This window comes from Staphylococcus sp. HMSC055C03 (genome assembly GCF_001809385.1).
GTDB lineage: Bacteria > Bacillota > Bacilli > Staphylococcales > Staphylococcaceae > Staphylococcus > Staphylococcus simulans.
Window position 1 is genome coordinate 1 of the sequence record NZ_KV797501.1, and the last position, 20,921, is coordinate 20,921.

The 20,921-nt window shown below is 35.6% G+C and carries 18 protein-coding genes; 3 read left to right on the forward strand and 15 right to left on the reverse strand.

Going from position 1 to position 20,921, the window contains the following annotated elements:
- Window positions 1-343 precede the first annotated feature (343 nt).
- From HMPREF2603_RS09005 to HMPREF2603_RS09035, 7 genes are all read right to left on the reverse strand, one after another.
- Window positions 344-1,417: an Mrp/NBP35 family ATP-binding protein gene (locus HMPREF2603_RS09005; protein ID WP_002479500.1), complete on the reverse strand. Its 1,074-nt coding sequence runs from the start codon at window positions 1,415-1,417 to the stop codon at window positions 344-346.
- 174 nt (window positions 1,418-1,591) lie between these two features.
- On the reverse strand, window positions 1,592-3,049 hold the full coding sequence (locus tag HMPREF2603_RS09010; protein ID WP_002479502.1) for an MDR family MFS transporter: 1,458 nt from the start codon (window positions 3,047-3,049) through the stop codon (window positions 1,592-1,594).
- A gap of 82 nt (window positions 3,050-3,131) precedes the next feature.
- Window positions 3,132-3,590 (reverse strand): SepA family multidrug efflux transporter, encoded by a 459-nt coding sequence (locus HMPREF2603_RS09015; RefSeq protein WP_060804376.1) that lies wholly within the window; start codon window positions 3,588-3,590, stop codon window positions 3,132-3,134.
- Window positions 3,591-3,693: 103 nt separating this feature from the next.
- A complete protein-coding gene (gene sdrM / locus HMPREF2603_RS09020) occupies window positions 3,694-5,031 on the reverse strand; it encodes a multidrug efflux MFS transporter SdrM (RefSeq protein ID WP_031262411.1) in 1,338 nt (445 codons plus the stop codon).
- A gap of 83 nt (window positions 5,032-5,114) precedes the next feature.
- Window positions 5,115-5,798 carry a PAQR family membrane homeostasis protein TrhA gene (locus HMPREF2603_RS09025; RefSeq protein ID WP_060804377.1) on the reverse strand — a complete coding sequence of 228 codons (684 nt, stop codon included), beginning with the start codon at window positions 5,796-5,798 and terminating at the stop codon, window positions 5,115-5,117.
- Window positions 5,799-5,818: 20 nt separating this feature from the next.
- The gene (locus HMPREF2603_RS09030; protein WP_023014943.1) at window positions 5,819-7,012 is read right to left on the reverse strand and encodes a UTP--glucose-1-phosphate uridylyltransferase; all 1,194 of its coding nucleotides are present in this window, start codon (window positions 7,010-7,012) and stop codon (window positions 5,819-5,821) included.
- 193 nt (window positions 7,013-7,205) lie between these two features.
- Window positions 7,206-7,721, reverse strand: coding sequence for a metal-dependent hydrolase (locus HMPREF2603_RS09035; RefSeq protein WP_002479507.1), 516 nt, complete (start codon window positions 7,719-7,721; stop codon window positions 7,206-7,208).
- 189 nt (window positions 7,722-7,910) lie between these two features.
- Between HMPREF2603_RS09035 and HMPREF2603_RS09040 the strand changes: the two genes are divergently transcribed.
- Window positions 7,911-8,171, forward strand: a complete 261-nt coding sequence (locus HMPREF2603_RS09040) for a SunI/YnzG family protein (protein WP_002479508.1) — start codon at window positions 7,911-7,913, stop codon at window positions 8,169-8,171.
- Between the two features lie 82 nt (window positions 8,172-8,253).
- On the opposite strand, the gene HMPREF2603_RS09045 is transcribed toward HMPREF2603_RS09040, so the two are convergent.
- Entirely contained in the window at window positions 8,254-9,345 is a 1,092-nt protein-coding gene (locus HMPREF2603_RS09045; RefSeq protein ID WP_060804378.1) for a low temperature requirement protein A, read from the reverse strand.
- Window positions 9,346-9,494: 149 nt separating this feature from the next.
- Here HMPREF2603_RS09045 and HMPREF2603_RS09050 point away from each other — a divergent pair, with 149 nt between their 5' ends.
- Complete coding sequence (locus HMPREF2603_RS09050; protein WP_070463631.1) at window positions 9,495-9,830, forward strand: heme oxygenase; 336 nt, start codon at window positions 9,495-9,497, stop codon at window positions 9,828-9,830.
- 50 nt (window positions 9,831-9,880) lie between these two features.
- On the opposite strand, the gene HMPREF2603_RS09055 is transcribed toward HMPREF2603_RS09050, so the two are convergent.
- From HMPREF2603_RS09055 to HMPREF2603_RS09085, 7 genes are all read right to left on the reverse strand, one after another.
- Window positions 9,881-11,251, reverse strand: a complete 1,371-nt coding sequence (locus HMPREF2603_RS09055) for a YjiH family protein (RefSeq protein WP_002479511.1) — start codon at window positions 11,249-11,251, stop codon at window positions 9,881-9,883.
- A 176-nt stretch (window positions 11,252-11,427) separates the two neighbouring features.
- Entirely contained in the window at window positions 11,428-12,390 is a 963-nt protein-coding gene (locus HMPREF2603_RS09060; protein WP_070469063.1) for a FecCD family ABC transporter permease, read from the reverse strand.
- A complete protein-coding gene (locus HMPREF2603_RS09065) occupies window positions 12,387-13,418 on the reverse strand; it encodes a FecCD family ABC transporter permease (RefSeq protein WP_031262415.1) in 1,032 nt (343 codons plus the stop codon). The genes HMPREF2603_RS09060 and HMPREF2603_RS09065 overlap by 4 nt, the downstream gene beginning before the upstream one ends.
- A gap of 25 nt (window positions 13,419-13,443) precedes the next feature.
- Window positions 13,444-14,433, reverse strand: coding sequence for an ABC transporter substrate-binding protein (locus tag HMPREF2603_RS09070; RefSeq protein WP_002479514.1), 990 nt, complete (start codon window positions 14,431-14,433; stop codon window positions 13,444-13,446).
- Between the two features lie 281 nt (window positions 14,434-14,714).
- Window positions 14,715-15,785, reverse strand: a complete 1,071-nt coding sequence (locus HMPREF2603_RS09075) for an alanine racemase (RefSeq protein WP_023014949.1) — start codon at window positions 15,783-15,785, stop codon at window positions 14,715-14,717.
- Window positions 15,786-15,790: 5 nt separating this feature from the next.
- Window positions 15,791-17,548: an IucA/IucC family protein gene (locus HMPREF2603_RS09080; RefSeq protein ID WP_070502070.1), complete on the reverse strand. Its 1,758-nt coding sequence runs from the start codon at window positions 17,546-17,548 to the stop codon at window positions 15,791-15,793.
- Complete coding sequence (locus HMPREF2603_RS09085) at window positions 17,545-18,723, reverse strand: MFS transporter (RefSeq protein ID WP_002479517.1); 1,179 nt, start codon at window positions 18,721-18,723, stop codon at window positions 17,545-17,547. Before HMPREF2603_RS09085 ends, HMPREF2603_RS09080 begins: the two co-directional genes overlap by 4 nt.
- 106 nt (window positions 18,724-18,829) lie before the next feature.
- Here HMPREF2603_RS09085 and HMPREF2603_RS09090 point away from each other — a divergent pair, with 106 nt between their 5' ends.
- The gene (locus HMPREF2603_RS09090) at window positions 18,830-20,797 is read left to right on the forward strand and encodes an IucA/IucC family protein (protein WP_060804381.1); all 1,968 of its coding nucleotides are present in this window, start codon (window positions 18,830-18,832) and stop codon (window positions 20,795-20,797) included.
- Window positions 20,798-20,921: the final 124 nt, after the last annotated feature.

The window sequence follows — 20,921 nt, forward strand, 5'->3', positions numbered from 1 at the left end:
ATATTGTCATTCAGTTTTCAATGTTCATTTTTTCAGTAACGTTATTCATTGTAGCACTTCGTGTTTTCGAAGTCAACACTTAATTAACATTACTTTTACAATTTTAAAATGTTTTCTTCATTTCCGCAAGAGTAAGTTTTACACTCTTGATAACTCGTCGTTTTTTAGCGACTTTATTATCTTAGCACCTTCAAAGTGTTAAGTCAATAACTTTTTTCAGGTTTTTTAAGTGTTTATTTAACTTGTTTTTCTCGCTCACAAAAATATATTCTAACAGGATTTCAGAAAAACGCAAGAGAAAAACGCAGATTTTTTGAAAAAACCTGCGTTTTATTTAGACTTCTTATTTTTTCATTGTTTTAGTGATAACTTTTTGCGCGATTTGTTGATAAATTTCACCAAGTTGATCATCAGGTTGATAAATAGAAGGTGAAAAATCTTTAGGATCCCATGTAGGTTGTGCTAATGGTAATTGACCTAATAAGTCAGCATTAAGTTCATCTGCTAGTTTTTTACCGCCATCTTTACCAAAGATATATTCTTTATTTCCAGTTTCCTTACTTTCGAAATAAGACATGTTTTCAATAACACCTAAAATAGAATGTTCTGTATGTTTTGCCATTGCTCCAGCACGTGCTGCTACAAATGCTGCAGTTGGATGAGGTGTTGTTACGATAATTTCTTTACTTGATGGCAACATTGTATGTACATCCAATGCCACATCACCTGTACCTGGAGGTAAATCTAATAGTAAGTAATCAAGATCTCCCCATTTTACGTCTGTAAAGAAGTTCGTCAACATTTTACCTAGCATTGGTCCACGCCAAATTACAGGTGCATTCTCTTCAACGAAGAATGCCATAGACATTACTTTTACACCATGTCGTTCAACTGGTTTTACTGATTTACCTTCAATGCCTGGTTTATTATCGATACCCATCATATCAGGAACACTGAAACCATAAATGTCAGCATCGATTAAACCGACTTTTTTACCTTCACGTGCTAATGCCACAGCAAGGTTAACTGCTACTGTAGATTTACCTACGCCGCCTTTACCAGATGCAATCGCAATAAATTCAACAGGATTACCTTTTGAAAGCAGACCTTCGATTGTTTGCGGTTGGTCTTCTGCTGGATCATCGCCAGTAAACTTAGCAACCGTCTCAGAATCTAATTCTTCAAAACGAATACCAACTGTGTTTGCTCCATTTTCTTTCAATGTTTCAACAATTGCCATTTGCAAGTCTAATTGAGGTTTTCCACCTAATTTTGCCATCGCAATTTTGACACTGACATGTTCAATTTCTTCTTTAATCGTGATATTCACAATACCACCTGTATCTTTAAATGGTACATCTAAAATTGGATCTTTCAGATTCCCCACTAGTTCGTTGACTTGTTCAACTGTTAACAAAGTACGTCACCCCAAATATAAATTAATGTTTACTCTTATTATTTTAACAAACTTAATGTATAAGTGGTAACGAATAATCCAAAGAACTTCCCCTTTCCTAGAAAACCTAACAAAAACCAGCAAAACAATCTATATATTGCTTTGCTGGTTTTATGTTTAAAGATTGATTCAGTTTTAAATTTTACGTGCATTCATTTGCTTTTTAGTTTCACCTTTTATTCTATCTCTAATGAATAAACCTATAATGAAGCCAATTAATACAATAACTGTCACTACACCAAATGATAAATCCACACCACGCGCAATTGCTTCGCGATGGAATAATTCTTTAGAAGCCACTTCATTTGGATTTGGCGCAAATGTTCTTGTACCTAATGTCATTAATGCAACCATAATCGCTGTACCAATTGATGAAGCCATCATACGAGCGAAGTTCATAATTGCTGTACCGTGTGAAATATCTTTATTCGGTAATGCATTGACGCCCGCTGTATTAAGCGGCATCGCAAGTAATGACACTGAGAACATTCTTAACGCATAAATTAATACAAGATACCAGAATGGTGTATCTACTTTTAAGAATGCTAAGACTCCAGTAAATATAGTCAACATGGTAAAGCCGATAATCACTAATGGTCTAACACCGTATTTATCGTAGAACTTACCGGTGTAGATAGACATCACGCCATTGACCACTGCACCAGGTAATATCACAATACCTGATAAGAAAGCTGATAAACCCATCGCATTTTGTACGTAAATGGGAATCAACAGTGCTGGCCCAATCATTGATGTCATTACGATCATTGAACAAATAGCTGATAGCGTAAATGTTTTGTTTTTAAAGACGCGCAAGTTCAAGATTGGATTCTCAATTGTTAATTGACGTTTCACAAACACCCAAATGACAAATAAGCTGGCAATAAATGGTACATAGAACGTCCAGCTGTCAAAGCCTGAAGAACCCGCACTACTGAATGCTAATAACATTACACCGAATCCAATTGTTGAATAAATCACAGATTTCATATCTAATGTAATATCTTTAGGTTCATTGAAGCTTTTAATACTGATTGCTCCGAAGATATATCCAATTAACGCAATCACAGCTACTGCGATAAATGGTGTACGCCAACTTGAAACATCAATAATCAAACCTGAGACTGTAGGTCCGATAGCTGGTGCGAAGGAAATAACGAGACCAGCTAATCCCATTGCGAAGCCACGTTCATTTTTTGGGAAAAGTGTAAATAAAGTGAATTGCATCAACGGCATAATAATGCCTGCACCCATAGCTTGGATGACACGTGCAGTCATTAAAACACCGAAGTTCGGTGCAATTGCCGCTAATATAGTACCAATTAAAAATATTCCCATTGATGCTAAATATAACGGTCTGGTTTTGATTTTATCCATTAAGAAGGCAGTTAAAGGAATCATGACTCCGTTAACTAACATAAAACCAGTTACTAGCCATTGGGATGTGTTCTCTCCAATGTTGAAACTACGCATGATAGCAGGCAGTGCAGTATTAAGTAGCGTTTGGTTTAATATCGCAATGAATGCGCTCGTAATCATAACTGTGACAATCAAATTTCTTTTTTGCTTAGAAATAGTAGCCTGCTCTGGCATAGATATAAACACTCCTTTATAAACTTACCATAATATAATGCACTAAAAATAGTTAGCAAAGCAAACTAATTGCTCATGCAGGTCACTTATTTCTATTCAAGTCTTCACTATCAGGATAAAAGACTTCTTTACATACGTAAAAGAACGCCATAATCAACATAATGACCCAAAAATCAATGTTGATATATGCATAATGAATATGGACTACAAAATAGAACATTACCGTTGTAACGGAGTATGAAATCAAATGAAAGATTTCACCATGAAAATATGGGCTATGTGGTAATTTATTTTTGAAATAATCCATCAGATATTCTACTAAGAACATTGTGAAGTAACCTAATACAATATAGCTGCCGTAGTAAAATAAGTTTTGGTAGAAACCTTTGTTATATCCGAAATACCCTAGATGCCAAAAAATAAGCAAACGACTCAAACCAAATAATACAAAGCCTAAAAGTGTGAGGAAAATCGCACCGGAAATCACAAACACTAATAGCACAATTAATGTAGATATTAAATTGAATATATTGAATTTCAAGTTTTCCTCACTCCTTTCACTCTTTCTTTATACACCCGTATAATAACACAATATGATTTAAGTTATTAATTAAAAATATCCCGCATTTCAGCGGGATACCAAATTAGTCGTTTTGCGTTTGATTTCGATAAAAGACTATCCATAATAGGAATAGCATCATAATAAAGATGATAATCAAAACGACGTTATTTAAAATTCTTGCGCCTCCTACAACAAACGGTAAGGCATACATGCCGCCCATGATTGTAGAACCGATAGAATTACCTAAGTTCTTAGAAAGAGAATAAAACGACATCATCCGCTTCATCTCTCTCGGTGACGTTTCCTCTTGCACAATCACACTGTCCTTTGTATAAACAATACCGAAACTTGCGCCTGCTAACATCAATGTTGCGGCTAATAATATCGGTGCTGCATGTGTAACAAAGACAATCACACTACATAACAGTAAAGAAGTGAAGGCAACAAGATACAACGCTTTTCTTGTTAACCCTGCTTCAATACGATGTAAATTGAAGTTAATCAACAACCAAGCTGCTGAAATCGGGAAAACCACAAATCCACTTTGGAGTGGCGATAATCCGATTTCTTCTTGTAAGTATATCGGCATGTATAAGTTATAGCCCATTAAGATCATCGCATATATAAAATCAGTAATAAAAATAATAGTGATGCGACGATTAAATTCTTCAATAGGTAAAAACGGTGTCGATACTTGTTTCTCAACTTTGACAAGTTTATAGGCAAATACGATACCAATCACAATCATGATACCTTTCAACCATAGTGATAACGGTGTTGTAATCGCACCTAATATAAAGATAAGGACTAAATAGAAGAAGAACAGACCTTTTTGATCAAATGCTTCTCCACTTGATACTTGTTCCTCATCAAAAATAAAGGTCGTAAATGCCAACACACCAGCAACCACAGCAATCGGAATATTAATAAAGAATAACCAATGCCATGTCGCAAATTCTAAGATTGCACCACCAAGTAAAGGACCGATAATACTTGAAATCCCCCATACACTGCCGACAATCCCCATTATTTTATATCGTAACGGAATTTCAAAGGCAAGTTTCGGTACAATTTGGCTGAGCACCATCATGACACCTGACCCTAAACCTTGGATAAAGCGAGAGATAATTAATAAAGTAAATGTACTGCTTAATCCAGACATCAAACTACCGACGCTGAATAATAATAGTCCACCAATCGTTACATGTATAAGTTTAAAACGCGAAAGCAACTCCCCGACTAATGGATTCACAATAACTAAGGCAATAAAATAAATTGAGAACACAAGCGAAATCGAGCTCGTCACGTTTAAATCTGTTTTGATCGTAGGCAATGCTAAAGAAATGATAGATGTTTCGATAGCTGCCATAAACATAATTAAAATCAATGCGGTCACTACACCGATTGACTTCAAATCCATTTTCACACTTTGACACCTCTTTCTTTTTCTCAAATAAGAAAGAGGTTAAGGCTTCTGTTCAACAAGAGCCCCAGCCTCTCCTCCTACATAAAATATAAAATTCCGATGAAATGACATAACGATGCTATCACAATAAAGATATGCCAGATCATATGAAAGTACGGACGATTCTTTTGTGCATAGAACCATGCACCAATCGTATAAGCAATACCGCCAAGCAAAATAAATAACATAAATTGCCATGAGGCTTCTCTCCAAATAATCGGAAGATATAAAATACCGACCCAACCCATAATTAAATACATGAACAAACTGAGTTTAGGATTTACATTTTCAGCAATTGCTTTATACAAAATGCCCCATATCGTAATTCCCCATAGCAACACCATTATAATCCAGCCGAACCATCCGCCGACTACGACTAATGATACTGGTGTATATGTACCAGATATTGCTATATAAATCATACTGTGATCGATAATACGCATAATATATTTATGCGGTGAGTTATTTTGCATCACATGATAAATCGTTGATGAAATCAGCATTAAAAAGATACTGATGACATATATAGATACACTGACTGATGCCAATGTACCGCCATGAATATAACTATGGACTGCCGCATAAGGCAATACGATTAGTGTAATCAAAGCCGCTGCCCCATGTGAGACTGCATTACCGATTTCTTCACCGAATGATAAAGGAATAATATCTTTAAAACGATTGAGACCACGTTCTCTATGTGTATTTGAAGTCTGTTTCAACTATGACTCCACCTTTACAATTAAATAAGATTTAAGCGTTTTAAATCTTGAGTTGCAGTTTCTACACTATCTTTGCCTTCACGATTTTTTAAAGGTGAAAACTCTTCTTCTCTAGGAACTTGCAGTGTAATAAAACTAGTTGCGTATTTAAAGATATCAAAATAGAACAGTTCAAATTTCAATGCAGGTGCTTTCACTACATTAAAGTCTTCATCTAATTGATTCAATTGTTTGATTGCTAAATGATATGGCAATTCACGATTGACTGCTGATTGGATAAATGCAAGTTTGAACGCATGAATACCGATATTCGCATTATGGAATGCATTTACATCTGAATCACCAAGTTCTGAGTATTCTAAGACACTATCTTTACAGTCAATATTGACTAAACGTCCAACACTTTCACCTTGTTTTGGTTCAATAGATTTTGTGCTGATATCACGATTAGCTTCTGCAGTAAATCCTGCAAAAACTGGATCCAATACACGTGCTAAAACATTATCAATATTGTTCATAAAGATAAACTTCACACCGTCTTCTTCCATTTTATCAAGATAGCCGTATGCATCTAACGCTTTAAATACGCCGCCATTTCCGTTTGGCGTTTCCATGACTTCAGCATTTTCTGTTAAGACAATCTCGCCTTTTTCGTTTAAAGCGACAATATTATCTTGTTTGAAGAAATGGATATAGTCAGGGTTATAGCCAAAATAGTTTTGTTGTTCAAAGAATTCTTGCGTTGCTTCATCATTGATATCGCTAGTCATAATATACCAGTCAATTGTACGTCCAGTTTCTTCGGCTAATTTTAATAGCTGTCTTGCTTGTAGTTCAAATAAGCTGACACCTTCAATTTCAAATGAACCTTTCGGACCATCATAACCAAGACGTGTACCTTGGCCACCTGCCATTAAGACAACCGCAAATTCACCCTTCTTAATCGCATCGATACCTTGAGCATAAAAGTTATTTAATTCTTCTGTTGAATAATCTTTGCGTACTCTATATTTAACTTCAGTCGCTTCAGATACTTCTTCAGTTTTATTTTGAGATTGTTCTACATAAAGTGATTCATACAAATCTAAAATTGCAGATAAGTCTAATGATTGTAATTTAGAAGCAATATTTTCTTTTTCGTTGGAACTCATTAATTTCTCCAATTCTAACAAATGTTGCTGATTGAATTTCTCTAATTTATTCTTATCTAACATGATACCTCTCCTTAAGTTTCTCCGCGATTACCAAGGGTTCTGCCTTTAAATATGTATTTGGCCAACATAAACCCTTCAATATTCTTGAATTATATCACAAATCAATTTTTCAAGCTTGAACCCCCACTTTAAAAAAGCAGAGGTTCTTAAAATCTTCTTTAATCATGTCGACAACACCTTGTCGTTCATTCTTTTATATATTCAAATGAAACCAGTGCATGAACCATTGATTGATGACTTCGCGGAATATAACATATGTTCCGCCAAAAGTAAATGCAGTGGCCAGTGATAAATCTACCATTCCACCAGTTTTAAATTGCATCGGCAGTTTAACTGATAATGGAAATGGATATAATAACTTAACACCTCTCGGCGTCAACATATCTAGAATGATATGAGAAACCATGCCGCCGATAATTGCTGTCATATATACAGGAGGTGTATGTATAGTAGATAACAGCAACGCCACAAGTAGCGTAAATAAAATTGAATGTGTAAATGTTCGATGACCGAACAAAAGACGAACAATTAAGCTTAAAAACTTAAAACGACGCCCGATTTTACTTTGTGCATGACAAATGTCAGGCAATAAGCTTCCAGCCCCTGCTAAGACTACAGTGGTGATAGAAGTAAATAAATCGGGATGATAATAGTTGATGGCGAGTGTTCCTATGAGAAACCCGCATGATAAGTGTGTTTTCCCTGTCATCTCTATACTCCTTTCTAGTTGTTTTATTTTATCACAATTCCTTAATAAACACGAACATATTTTCGGATTGTATGTTCGGTTTTTTAATTAGTATGACACATTTATAAAAAAGTATCTCACATTGCTTGAAAACGGTTTCCAAATAGTGTATGATAGCAATACAAAAATAATTAAAGGATGTGTTCCAAAATGGCAATGACAGTAAAGAAAAATAATGACGAAGTTCGTATCCAATGGAGAGTAGCAGACATCAAAATCCCAACAGCAGATATTAAAAACATTAGAGAAGATCAAGATATCCATGCGGTACCAGAAGACGATGGCAGAGAGGTATCTCGTATTGGTTCTACATTTGGTAAAACTAACCGCGTTATTATTGATACTGATGATCACGAATACATCATCTTCACTTTCAATGACAAGAAAGTCTATAATGAACTCACAAAATAAATGAATTAAAAAAGTATAAACTAAAACCTTCCGCTTCTAATTCTGAAGTGGAAGGTTTTTTTATTGATTAAGTTCTTTTAACTTAATCTGTTAATATATCCCTATTTTCAATATAATACATGCTGCATAGTACGATAATACCTATGATTTGAACTACTGTTATCAAGTGAATATTTGGAATGATAAATCCAATGACTGTAGTTACTAAGATAATGCCAATATACAGACCTTTTTTCTTTGTAATATTGCGATGTAAAATCGTATCAAAGAATACACCAAATAAGAAAACACAAAATGCAACGGTATAACCGATGCCTTCCGCAAAACTTAAAGGATGATCTGATAAGCCTTTATTCATAATCAAGAAAATAAAGTTTGCAGAATAAATAATGAATAAATGCAGGAACATCGTTAAAAAGCCTGTTGCTTCATCTTTCTCCTGATCCAAGCTACCTTTGTAATGGAACGTATAAATCACAAATAAACTAATGACCATTAAGAAATAGACAACATCTAGTGCTTTAAATTGAGAGAGTTCCATATTATTGACGATTTGAACAATCCCTTCTCCAAACAATAAAATCATAAACAAACTCAGTCGTTCAGTTAAATGTTTAAAAATAACTGGATTCTCTTTAGATGCATTCGCAAAAAATGCAGGGAATGTGGCTGAAATCACGATACCGATAAAATATACCCAAAAGTTAATGCCTTTAGGTAGAAGTAAACCGACTACCGAAAACATGACTGTTAAAACAAGACCTGTTACATACACCTTTAAGAAACGTGCATTAATAGAATGGTCCACAAATTTATAACTTAAAACATACTGAATTATAATACTGATAAAGATAACTGTAGTTGTTGATGCAAACGCAACAAATGTTTCTTGGAAATTACCATTAATCGCTTTAGACAGATATAAAATCAGAAACATATCTATAAATAAAAAGACATATTGATACCATTTCTGTTCAAAGAATCGATTGACCAGCAATGTATGATAAATCCAAATTGAGAAAAATACTAAAAACAACATAAAATTTTTGCCAAGACTTTCCAAGTCGACTAATGAAGTAGAAATATGTTCCACTGTAATATTAATCGTCGAAAGTACATAAACAAAGACCAAATCAAAAAACAGTTCGGCCATACTGACTTCTTTTTTCTTCATTCACTTTTCCCCTATTAATTAAGATTCTTCTTTTTCTTTTTAAATATTGTACCACATGTTTTATAATCAAAATACTGATAATTACACACAATGAACATACAAAAAATCGGGTAAAGAAGATTAACAATAATTTTGAAAGGATGATAGTCTTGTATATTGTCACAAACCAAATAGAAGTGAAAAAAGGCTTTGCTGAAAAAATGGCAGGTCGCTTTACTGCCAACCCTCAATTAAAAGAAATGCCAGGATTTCATCGTGTTGAAGTTTCTTTAGTAGAAGGTGATCAAAAAGATACTGAGTTCATGCATGTTTCAACATGGTGGGCATCTCAAGATGATTTTGAAAATTGGAAGAATAGCGATGCTTTCAAACAAGCACATCAACGCCCTAAATCTTCTGAGTCAAATGCCTCATCAGAATCTCCTGTTATCGGTAATAACGTAGTAAAATCTCGTGTGTTGTCATCATTAGGTACATTAGAATAATAAAAAAAGCTGAGTCGAGCAGTTTCTACTGCAAGACTCAGCTTTTATATTTAGAAGTATAAATGTGCCATTAAAGCAATAATTGGTAATACGATAATCGTTCTGAATAAGAAAATCACAAATAATTTCCAGACACTGACAGGAATCTTAGAACCTAAGATAACCCCACCGACTTCTGATAAGTAAATCAATTGTGAAATACTCAATGCACCGACAACAAATAAGGTAATTTGACTCTTCACACCATCAATTAAAATTGAAGGTAAGAACATATCCGCAAATCCGATCAACATAGTTTCAGATGCTCGTTCTGCTTCAGGAATGTGTAAGAGTTCAAGCAGCGGTACAAAAGGTTTCCCAATAATCTCAAAGACAGGTGTATATGTTGCGATAATCGTCGCAAGTGTCCCGATTGCCATAACAACTGGTAAAATTGCGAACCACATATCTGCAACAGTGACCAACCCTGATTTAAAGAATTGCAAAAGGCCTGGTGATTTGATTCCTTTTTCAGTCGCTAGATTAAATCCATGTTTGAAAGCTGATATGCCTTCAGGTTTAGATTCATCTTTCGCATATTCACTGTTTTCAACCGCATATTCATCTGGTACACTGCGTAACGGCCAAATTCTCGGCATAATCACTGCAGCAACTAAACAAGAAACGATAACTGTTAAATAGAAATAGAAGAAATGATTCTGCATCCCTACTGTTTCAGCCACTACAATCGCAAACGTCAGTGAAACAACACTGAATGTTGTTGAAATAACGGTCGCTTCACGTCTAGAGTAAAAGCCTTGATCATATTGCTTACTCGTAATGATAACACCAACTGTACCATCACCGATAAATGATGCAAGGTTATCCACTGTAGAACGGCCAGGCAAAGTGAATAATGGTCGCATGACTGGTCTGAAAATCGGTCCTAACATTTCTAATAAACCGAATTCCATCAGTAACGGTAAAAAGAGTGCCGCAAAAAAGAACACTGAGAATAACGTCGGCAATAAACTAGAAAAGATTAAATTTCCAGTATCGTCTGAATAAATCACTTTTGTACCAATATGTAAAAATGTCATCCATGCAAACACTACCGCTAATAATCTGACAACCAACCAAATCGGCGTCACATTAAACGTATTATTCAATAACCCATCAGACTTTAAGCGCTTCTTTAAGAAAGTCGAACAGCATAAAGTCAAAATACCAGATAATGTAATTACAATTAAAATTAAATACGGCATTGCTGGACCTAATACGTCCTTCAACCAACCTGCTAAAAATGCTACCAATAATGTCGTTTGTTGCTTTCCGTCTTGTGTCACCGGCACCGGTACTAAGAACAACATGATACCGAGCAATGACATGATAATGAACTTCAAACGTCCCTTGAAGATTTCTGATTTTGTATATTTTTCCATAGTCTCTCCCTTTCATTACAATACATTATAAGCGTATTGTAATGGTTAAGCAATAAGAATTTTAATACTTATACATAAATCTGTATAAATTTAACACCTTCAAATTCTAATACCCCAACTTCCCCTATAAAAAAACTGCCTCTCATGTTAATAAGAGACAGTTGTCTATTTCCCTATTACATTTTGCGTAAAACATAAATAAAGTATGGTGCACCGACAATCGCAATAATCACACCGACTGGAATGTCTAACGGCGGGTGAATGCCGCGTGCTAATGTATCACTGACTATAATTAAAATCGCACCGACTAATCCAGACATCATAATGATATGAATATGTTTATGGCCGACAATCGAACGTGCAATATGTGGTGCAATCAATCCTAAGAAACTCAGTCCGCCGACAACCGCAATAGAAGAACCTGCCAGCATAACCGCAAGTATCAACATTACCATTTTAACTGAACGAACTCTCGTACCAAGCGCAGTCGCTACTTGATCACCTAAATGAATAATATCTAAACGTTGCGCAAAAAATAAGATAAGCGGTACGGTCACAATAAACCACGGCAAGATTGAAATCACATGGTCCATGGAACGTCCGAATAAACTTCCTGTTAACCATACTAAAGCTAAGTTGGCTTCTAATGGGAATCGAATGAGTAAGTATTGCACAATTGCCATACAAATTGCACCGATGGCTAAACCGATTAACGCTAAGTTTGAACCTTGTACTTCTTTACGTGCGATTAAATAAGATAATAATAAGCTGATGACTAAAGCTCCGATAAACGAAGCAACCGGCAATACATAAATCGGTGCTTTCGGGAAGAGAATCAAGACTGAAACAGTTGCTAAACTCGCACCTTTAGTAATCCCGATAACATCTGGTGATGCTAAAGGATTTCGTACAACACCTTGAATTACTGCACCTGAAATTGCTAAACTGCTGCCGACTAATAAACCGACATAAAGTCTTGGTTCTCGGTATTCATTGACGATAAAGTCATCTTGCATAATCCAGCCTTTGAGGGCTTGAAGCGGATTTACAAATACGGCACCCACACATAATGAGAAGATGGAAACGACGATCAATATCGCAATCACAATTATATATTTACGCCCTAAATGTCTTGTCATACTCGTTTCACTCCTCTCAATGTTAAGCCTAAGAAGTAAACCGCACCGACGAAGGATGTCACAATACCGACCGGTGTCTCAAATGGAAATGCAATTAAACGGCTGATGACATCTGATAATAATAAAATGGCAGCACCGAAAATCATCGTCAGCGGTATAATCACAAAGTAATTATGAGAAGTATAATATTTTACAATGTGCGGAACAATCAAACCGATAAATCCGATAGGTCCGGCAATTGAAACGGATGCTCCGGCTAAAATTACCACCAACACCCCTAACAATAATCGTGTTAACTTAATATTTTGACCTAGTCCTCTTGCTAACTCATCGCCAAGTTCTAACACTGATATTTGACGTGCCATGAATAATGCACCGATGAATGCACCGATAATCCATGGTGTGATAGACAATACATCTCCCCATTTCAATGTTGAGAGTGTACCGACTAACCAGAAATAAACTGTCGTTGTAGAATCTTCATTTAATAAAATGATACCTTGTGTCAAACTTGTAAAGAACAAATGAACCGTCATACCAGCTAAAGCTAATTTGACTGGTGTCATGCCTTTCGTTGAGTCAGACAGCATATAAACAATACTACCGCCAATAAACGCGCCGATAAACGCAAGTAATGTTGAAATTGAAGTCAATGCCGGAAAGATGACTGTAATCACAACAATAATAAATGATGCTCCGGCATTCACACCGAAGATTTGCGGAGATGCCAATGGGTTACGCGTCATTGCCTGCATAAATAAACCAGCAACTGCTAAAGCTGCACCAATCAATAGCCCGCCTGCCATTCTTGGCATACGGATATTATGTATAATAAATGTATTTTTCGTGTCATGATGCCATATTAAATAATCTGCAATATCTTTAAATTTCATATGTGTTGTGCCGACAGTCAAATTGAAATACATCACGATAAAAAGAAAGCACACACTCCCGATAAAGAGGAGTGTGGTGCGTTTTCTTTGTTTCTTTTCAATAAGGCTGTGGCTAGATTGGTTTGTCATAGCCATTCACCCTTCTAATCATCTTAATCGCTTATTTGTTGTTTTGTTCTTTAGATAGTTCTACTAACTCTTTCGCAATTTCTTCTGATGAAATTAAACCACGAGAACGAGACCAAGTACTACGATCTACAGTGTAAACACGTTTATGTTTAACTGCGTCGATTGTTTGCCATACTTTGTCATTTTGTTGTTTCTCTAATAATGGTTTATCTTTTTCATCAATCATGATGAACATTTGTTTTGGATTTACTTTCGCAATTTGTTCCGTACTCATTTTCAAGTATGGACCATCTAGGTATTTAGGTAAATCTTTTGATACATCTTTATTTAATGCTTCTTTAAAGCCTAATTGATGGAACACTTGACCAACATAAGATTTATCTGAGTGCGCCATAATATCTGTTTTAGTTAATACAGCAGGTAAAGCAGCTAAGTCTTTATCTAAAGTAATATCTTTTGAATATTTATCCATTTTCTTATTATGTTCGTCTAAACGTTTTTCGCCTTCTTTTTCTTTATTCAAGGCTTTTGCGATTGTTTTGAATGATTCGATGTTTGCATCATAGTCACCATCAAAACTTGGTAATAAGATAGTTGGTGCAATTTTGTTTAATTCTTTATAAATACCTTTATGGCGTTGTGCATCCGCAATAATCAAGTCAGGTTTTTCTTTACTGATTACTTCTAAGTTTGGTTGTTTACGTGTACCGACTGATTCGTAATTTCCGATTTTCTCACGGATAGGTTTGATAATACGATCTTTTTTATTATCGTCTGCAACCCCTACAGGTTTCACATCTAATGCAGCTAAAGCATCAACGAATGAATATTCTAAAGCAACGACACGTTTCGCATCTTTTTTCACTTTCGTTGTGCCCGCTTCATTTTTTACTGCGATTGTATCATCTGAAGATTTACTATCAGACTCTTTTGAACTATCTTTGCTGTTATTGCCGCAAGCCGCAACGACAGTCAAAGCAAGTACTAACATAAGAATACCAAGAAACTTTAATCTATTCATGTTTCCACTCCTTCATATTGTTAGATGCTCTATGAGGCAACAAATGAAATGTAGCTGAAGGTCAACTCAATTATCTTTCTCGTGCCAAGTTATGTATGAAGGTCGTATGTATCTACGTACCATCCATTTAGATATATCCCATTTATCGCTCATTCAATCATCTTACTTTTTATTTTATTGATAACGATTCTCAATGTCAACATGGTTTTAGCAATATTAAACAAAAAACCGAACAAATTTTGTTCGGTTTACAATATTGTCAATTTTTTTGCCTATATTTATCAAGGATTAATTTGAACATGGTCATGATTGACTTCAAAATGGTCCACTAAAATCTGTACACCAGCATCTCTGATATACACATGTTTCAGCGTCTTTTGATACATACTTTGTGCTAATGCATTATAACCTAGCGTAAACTCAATGATATCTCCTGTTTGATAATAATCTGTGTTTTGTAAATCAATCATGAGGTGATCACTTGTCGCACCCATAATTTTCACTTGATCATTTAAAGGAGTAATATCTTCTATCACAGTATCAATATGACCGATGTCTAAGATGGCCTGTAAATATGAGCGATCATGTTGAATATCTATTCTTGGTTTGACTTCTATAATTTCTGCTTTCAAAGTAATCGCATTTTGGAAGAGATAATGAATCGGCTTTTGATCTACTGTACTGATACCGCGAAACAATGACTCACCTATTCTTAAATGGTTGATTCTGCCGAACGTACAATAATCAAGTAATGGTAACGCACTTGAGTTGCCACCTGAAATCATTTTTAAAGTATAACCCGTTTCTTTTTCAACTGCTTGTACAAATTGATTCATACGTAAAATATCTTCTTCAGTCGGCGGAATATCTAAAAAGCACATAAAATTAAAAGCCAGTCCTGTTAAACATATATGAGACATATACATGATTTCTTCTATGTACTTAACAACGTCATACGTTAAGACACCTTCACGACTGTCCTTCCAATCTACCATTAATAATATTTTATGTTTTTTGCCCATTGATTTTGCAGTTTCATTCAATAAGCGAATTGTTTCAAGATCCGTTTGTATACTAATATCAGTTTTCTCAATACAATCTTCTAATTCACTGCGATTAGGCGTGCGGATCAACATATAAGAGAGTGCACCGTCATGAATTTGGTCAATATTGACCATTCGTGCGTCACCCATCTGATCAAAACCAAGTGTTTTCAATGATTCAACAATCAGCTTATCTCCAGCGATACATTTAATCACTGGCATCATTTCTAAATTTCTTTGTGCCAGCTTTTCTTTCAACATCAATGCATTGAATTGGATTTTGGCTAAATCTATTTCTACATAAGCCATGGGGTTCACTCTCCCTCTTTCAATGGGTTATCTAAAATCGTATTTACGTATTTTTTTACTTTGCCTTCCATGCGCATTCTTAATAAAGATTTCACAGTAATCGTCGGTCCAAAGAGAATTTGGTTCAAGACTGTCGCATGTGGTTTATTCGGATCAATCGCATGGCGTGTAATTTCTTGAACAATCGTAAACAACTCTTGTTCTGTCACATCCTCATGCTGACTCAAATGATAAATTAATTCACCCATTTGATTTTGAATGACTGCGTGTTGAAATTTCGCAATCACCGCTTCAATATCTTCCGCAATTAAGCTTTCATTCTCAACTTTGACATTTGGAATTTTCTCTTTCATCGTTTCTAAATCTATACGAGAGCCGCCTAAATCTCTGACCATAAAGGCCATTTTATAGTCCTTGCCAAGTTTCACAATTGTATTTTGCATGTGCGCTTCTAAAGCAATGCCATACTCTTGGATATAGGCAATTAATGGTGGAATTAAAGTATGTGCATAGACTGTCATGAAATGCTTGATTGATTGTGCTGAAATTTCACGATCAACCCATTCTAAGTAACTGTCCACCACTTTCATGTCATCTACAGGATTTTGATTTACTAAACTTGCGGTTACGACAGTTACACCTTCACCATCAATCATCAGGCGTTCTCTGACAATATAAGCTAATTGTCGTGCTTGGTCTGGTTCAATAGCCGCATGTAAGCCGAACGGTTCTCTCGCCACTTTAAGTTGCGGATAGACGTTCAACATATCTTGTAATTCATAACTTAATTTCGGTCCATCTACTGTCGTAACAGAAGAAACTGTACGAATGGCACTCGTTGCCTGAACTTGAACTGGCAATTTAATATGATAAGGACGCTCTAATAACGCCATCGTTCTAAATGATAAAGTTGCCTTTGACTTCAAAGTGATGGGTGTCGGTATTAAACGTTGTTCCTGAATCCAAGTTTTAAATTGTTCTACAATGACATGTTCATATTGCCATGGATGAATTATGACAATTTCAAAGTCATCGATATCATAACCGAGCGCTTTCGCATAATCTTTCAATTGGGCTTTGTCATCTTTTAGAACTTCATTCAATATGAAATCAGGATCAGAAGAAGCGCTGGTTGTCACTGCATCTTCTTTTCTCAGCAACATGACTTTTAATGGAATGATTTGTTCGAACTCTGGCGCATAACGCATCACTTCTTCGTTCGTTAAAGGCAGTTTGGTTTTGGATAATGGATGAGTCGGATGTCCTTCGACAACTAAACTCTCTGAATATAATAAATCATCCATTTCACCTAATGCATTCATATGCGACATCCAAGCAAAATAATTCAAGCTCACTGGCATTCTCGAAAATTTCATACTATCTTGAATGAGCTGATGGCGTTTCTCCATTTGCGCATAAGTTAAATCAAAGCCACGTCGACTATGAATCAACTCTTGTTTTAAACGAGTCGGGAACGCTACGTCAAAATCTTGTTCTAGCGTGTCGATTAGTTGTTCTAAGGATGCTATCGTCTGTTGTTTGTCTCCCTCTTGCAGTTCCAGCGGCCCTTGCATTTGATAGCGTTCAAATGCATATACACCATTAATGCTGACTGAGAGTACTTTACCTTGATATTGAACTTCTAACCGATGATTTTGTTTCGTAATACGTGTGCCTTCGTTAAAAATATGTTCTTTAATCATGGCGTTGAATACACGATGCTGCATATTGATATCTGCTTGTTGTAATGTTGTTTGTCTCATATTACACTTCCTCTATTCTTAAGTTCTTTCATCCCATAAAAGAGTGCTGCAATGAGTAATGTACTAAGACCCATTGTAATAAATGTCGGTACAATGCCGATAAGTTCTGTTAACGCACTCATAATAACTGCACCTAATGGAATCATGCCGCGGTCCATCATCACAATACTTAAAATTCTGCCACGTCTTTCAGGTTCAATATGTGTTTGAAAATATACACGATTTGTTGTCCGTGCACATTGACTAAATAAACCGATTAAAAAGATAAAGCCGAACAGCAGAATTGTATTCGGCATAACTACCATCAGTAATGCGATACCAAACAGGATAGAACTTAAATAGTATACATTAATTGAATAAAATAATTTCAGTATCTGCGGCAATAATAACGTTGCGGTAATACCACCGATAGCACTGAAAGTCATTGCGATGCCAAAGACTGAAGCCTGACCAGGAAAATTCAAACTGGTCAATACCGGTAATAAGGTGGTATAAGAGAAGCCAGTGGCCATAATCAACAATGACGTAATAAAGATATGGAGTCCTTGTCCATGTGTTTTAAAATAATCTTTGACGACCGTTGCAGAGAAACGTGCTGCACCTTCTTCATCTGAAGCTGAAGCGACTTTGAAATGAAGTGGCAAGCATAACAGCATAGCACCTATGTAAACCAAGGTTTGTGCTAAAAATGCATATTTCACATTCAACACTGCGATAATGCCCCCTGCAATCGCTGGTCCGATTGATCGACAAATATTAATGATAAACGAATGATACGATACTGCTTTGACTGTACTGATTTTATCAGATAAATCAGGCAAAATCGCCTGTCTGACAGGTGTCTCTACAGCATTAAGTATGCCCCTTAAACAAGCATAAATCAAAATAATATATATAGGTAATTCCCTGTATTCAAAGCTCAACAAACATAAGATTGCTGTTAAAGTTGTAGAACCTGTGACAGTTATTCGAATTAATCTCCCTCTATCGAATTTATCAGCTAAAGCACCTGCCCAGATACTTAGAAATAAGATTGGTATCAGTCTGACGAAATTGACCAATCCCAAATAAAAAGCATTGTGATATTGCTCGTATACATACCAATTCAATGCGATTTGTCCGATCCAATTCCCCAAAAACAGTAGGAATGAACTTGGGAAAAAATATTTTGCCATTTTTTATTCCACCTGTCTTTTTAATTGATAATGATTATCATTACCGATATGATGGATTATACAAATCTTTAGTTGTTTTGTAAAATAATTAAATAAGAGGTGTATTATGGAAAATATATTACAACAAACAAATGAACAACCTATAAAGCTCACAGCAGAAGAACAATCTGCTTATGATTACCTTTCTGCATCCCATCCACAATGGGCTGAGCAATTTAAAGCTATTTTACTAACTGCAAGAGACTTGGTTACGAAACGTTTAGTCGTTTCAATTTATCGAGAAAATATGGTCAATCAAGGCCGACAAGCACAAATTATAAATAATACAGATTTACCTTTTGAGCTATCATCGAACACAGGCAAAGTCATGAAAATGGATTGGCCGACATCTAGACTGACACTCTATGCGCCAATTTCAGGATTTCATGCTTTTGACCGTATTGATATGGATGGTCCATTTTATTTCACAGAAATGGATAAACCAGAGACACACCAACGCATTATGCATCCAGAAGAAGTATTAGAAGTGATTTTAACAGAAGCACCTAAATTCAAAGGACCAGCAAGTGATCAATTCAGTGACGATATGATGAATAGTGTAGCCAATATGGCACTCGCACTCAGCTATCAACATATCACTTTAAAAGATGATACACGTGCTATGTTCGATATTATCGCACACGCATCAGATAGTTATTTACGTTCTGAACAATCAGTCATTGAAGGTCACCCGCTTCACCCAGGTGCCAAATTACGCAAAGGCTTAACACCACAAGAAAACATTCAATATTCTTCTGAATTCCAACAACCCATTGCATTAAAATGGATTGCGGTACACAATGAACTCGTTCGTACACAAACACTTGAGCATACATATAATGAAACGCTCTTTAAAAACTTCAAAGGTTTAGAAAGTGCCTTTAACCAAGCAATCCCTTCAGATGAACACAATCATTACAGCATTATTGTGTTACATCCTTGGCAATATGATGAGATTTTAGAACGTGACTATTCTCAAGAACTTGATGCAGATCAAATTAAGACAATCCCTTACGAAACATCTTATTATGCGGGACTGTCATTTAGAACTTTAATGCCGAAATGGCCAGAAACAACACCGCATGTCAAACTCTCAACCAATGTGCATATTACCGGAGAGATTCGAACATTGTCAGAACAAACAACATTTAATGGTCCACTTGTGACGCATATCGTTAACCAGATATTGACTGAAGACCCTTTATTTAAAGATATTCAAGCTTCTGGAATTTCTGAACTAGCGGGTATTCATTTCTATCACAAACAAGATCAAGGCGACTATCAAACAGAACGCAGTGAACAGCTTGGTTCACTCTTAAGAGAAAATGTTTATCACTTAACAGCACCTGATACTATTAACATCATTCCATCAAGTTTAGTAGTTAGTAATCCTAACGCTGAAATTGCAGTGATAAATTCGTTAATTGAACGTTATCAAAATGCGAAGCAAACAGAATCTTTTGAAGCTGCTTCAGAAGCTTGGCTTGCTGAATATGCGCAAGCATTAGTCGATATCGTGATTCCATTGATGGTGAAATATGGTATTGCTTTAGAAGCACATTTACAAAATGCAGTGGCTTCATTCAATGAAGATGGCAGCTTAAATCATATGTTCATTCGTGACTATGAAGGTTTACGTATTGATGAACAACAACTCAACGACAGTGGTTTCTCAACAGAACATTTCCATGAAAAATCACGTATCTTAACTAGCAAATCAACTTCTGTATTCAACAAGGCGTTCTATTCAACTATCCAAAACCATCTTGGAGAGCTAATTTTAACAATCGCGCAACATACACAAGAAAGCGTGATATCAGAAAACAAATTATGGGATGTCGTTAAACAGATTACACAAAAGAAATTCAATCAAATGCAAGCAGATCATACGATTGATAATGAACGTTTAGCTGACATCAAACACACATTCTTTGCTGAAACGATTGATTATAAATGTGTTACTACTATGCGCTTAGAAGATGAAGCACATGACTATACGTATGTAAAAGTTGAAAATCCTTTAGCAACAGAATAAAAAATGTATCAAAAAGAGGGCGGTATTTTGAAGTTATCTTCAAATCCGCCCTCTTACTTATTTATATTACTAAATCAAGGTACAACGCTGAATTATTGTAAACCTTTATCTTGGTTCTTTTGTT

Excerpts from the sequence above, each read along its gene's own strand:
- HMPREF2603_RS09010 (WP_002479502.1), bottom strand. The coding sequence starts at position 3,049 with ATGCCAGAGCAGGCTACTATTTCTAAGCAAAAAAGAAATTTGATTGTC.
- sdrM (WP_031262411.1), bottom strand. The coding sequence starts at position 5,031 with ATGGATTTGAAGTCAATCGGTGTAGTGACCGCATTGATTTTAATTATG.
- HMPREF2603_RS09030 (WP_023014943.1), bottom strand. The coding sequence starts at position 7,012 with ATGTTAGATAAGAATAAATTAGAGAAATTCAATCAGCAACATTTGTTA.
- HMPREF2603_RS09035 (WP_002479507.1), bottom strand. The coding sequence starts at position 7,721 with ATGACAGGGAAAACACACTTATCATGCGGGTTTCTCATAGGAACACTC.
- HMPREF2603_RS09040 (WP_002479508.1), top strand. The coding sequence starts at position 7,911 with ATGGCAATGACAGTAAAGAAAAATAATGACGAAGTTCGTATCCAATGG.
- HMPREF2603_RS09045 (WP_060804378.1), bottom strand. The coding sequence starts at position 9,345 with ATGAAGAAAAAAGAAGTCAGTATGGCCGAACTGTTTTTTGATTTGGTC.
- HMPREF2603_RS09055 (WP_002479511.1), bottom strand. The coding sequence starts at position 11,251 with ATGGAAAAATATACAAAATCAGAAATCTTCAAGGGACGTTTGAAGTTC.
- HMPREF2603_RS09060 (WP_070469063.1), bottom strand. The coding sequence starts at position 12,390 with ATGACAAGACATTTAGGGCGTAAATATATAATTGTGATTGCGATATTG.
- HMPREF2603_RS09065 (WP_031262415.1), bottom strand. The coding sequence starts at position 13,418 with ATGGCTATGACAAACCAATCTAGCCACAGCCTTATTGAAAAGAAACAA.
- HMPREF2603_RS09070 (WP_002479514.1), bottom strand. The coding sequence starts at position 14,433 with ATGAATAGATTAAAGTTTCTTGGTATTCTTATGTTAGTACTTGCTTTG.
- HMPREF2603_RS09075 (WP_023014949.1), bottom strand. The coding sequence starts at position 15,785 with ATGGCTTATGTAGAAATAGATTTAGCCAAAATCCAATTCAATGCATTG.
- HMPREF2603_RS09080 (WP_070502070.1), bottom strand. The coding sequence starts at position 17,548 with ATGAGACAAACAACATTACAACAAGCAGATATCAATATGCAGCATCGT.
- HMPREF2603_RS09085 (WP_002479517.1), bottom strand. The coding sequence starts at position 18,723 with ATGGCAAAATATTTTTTCCCAAGTTCATTCCTACTGTTTTTGGGGAAT.
- HMPREF2603_RS09090 (WP_060804381.1), top strand. The coding sequence starts at position 18,830 with ATGGAAAATATATTACAACAAACAAATGAACAACCTATAAAGCTCACA.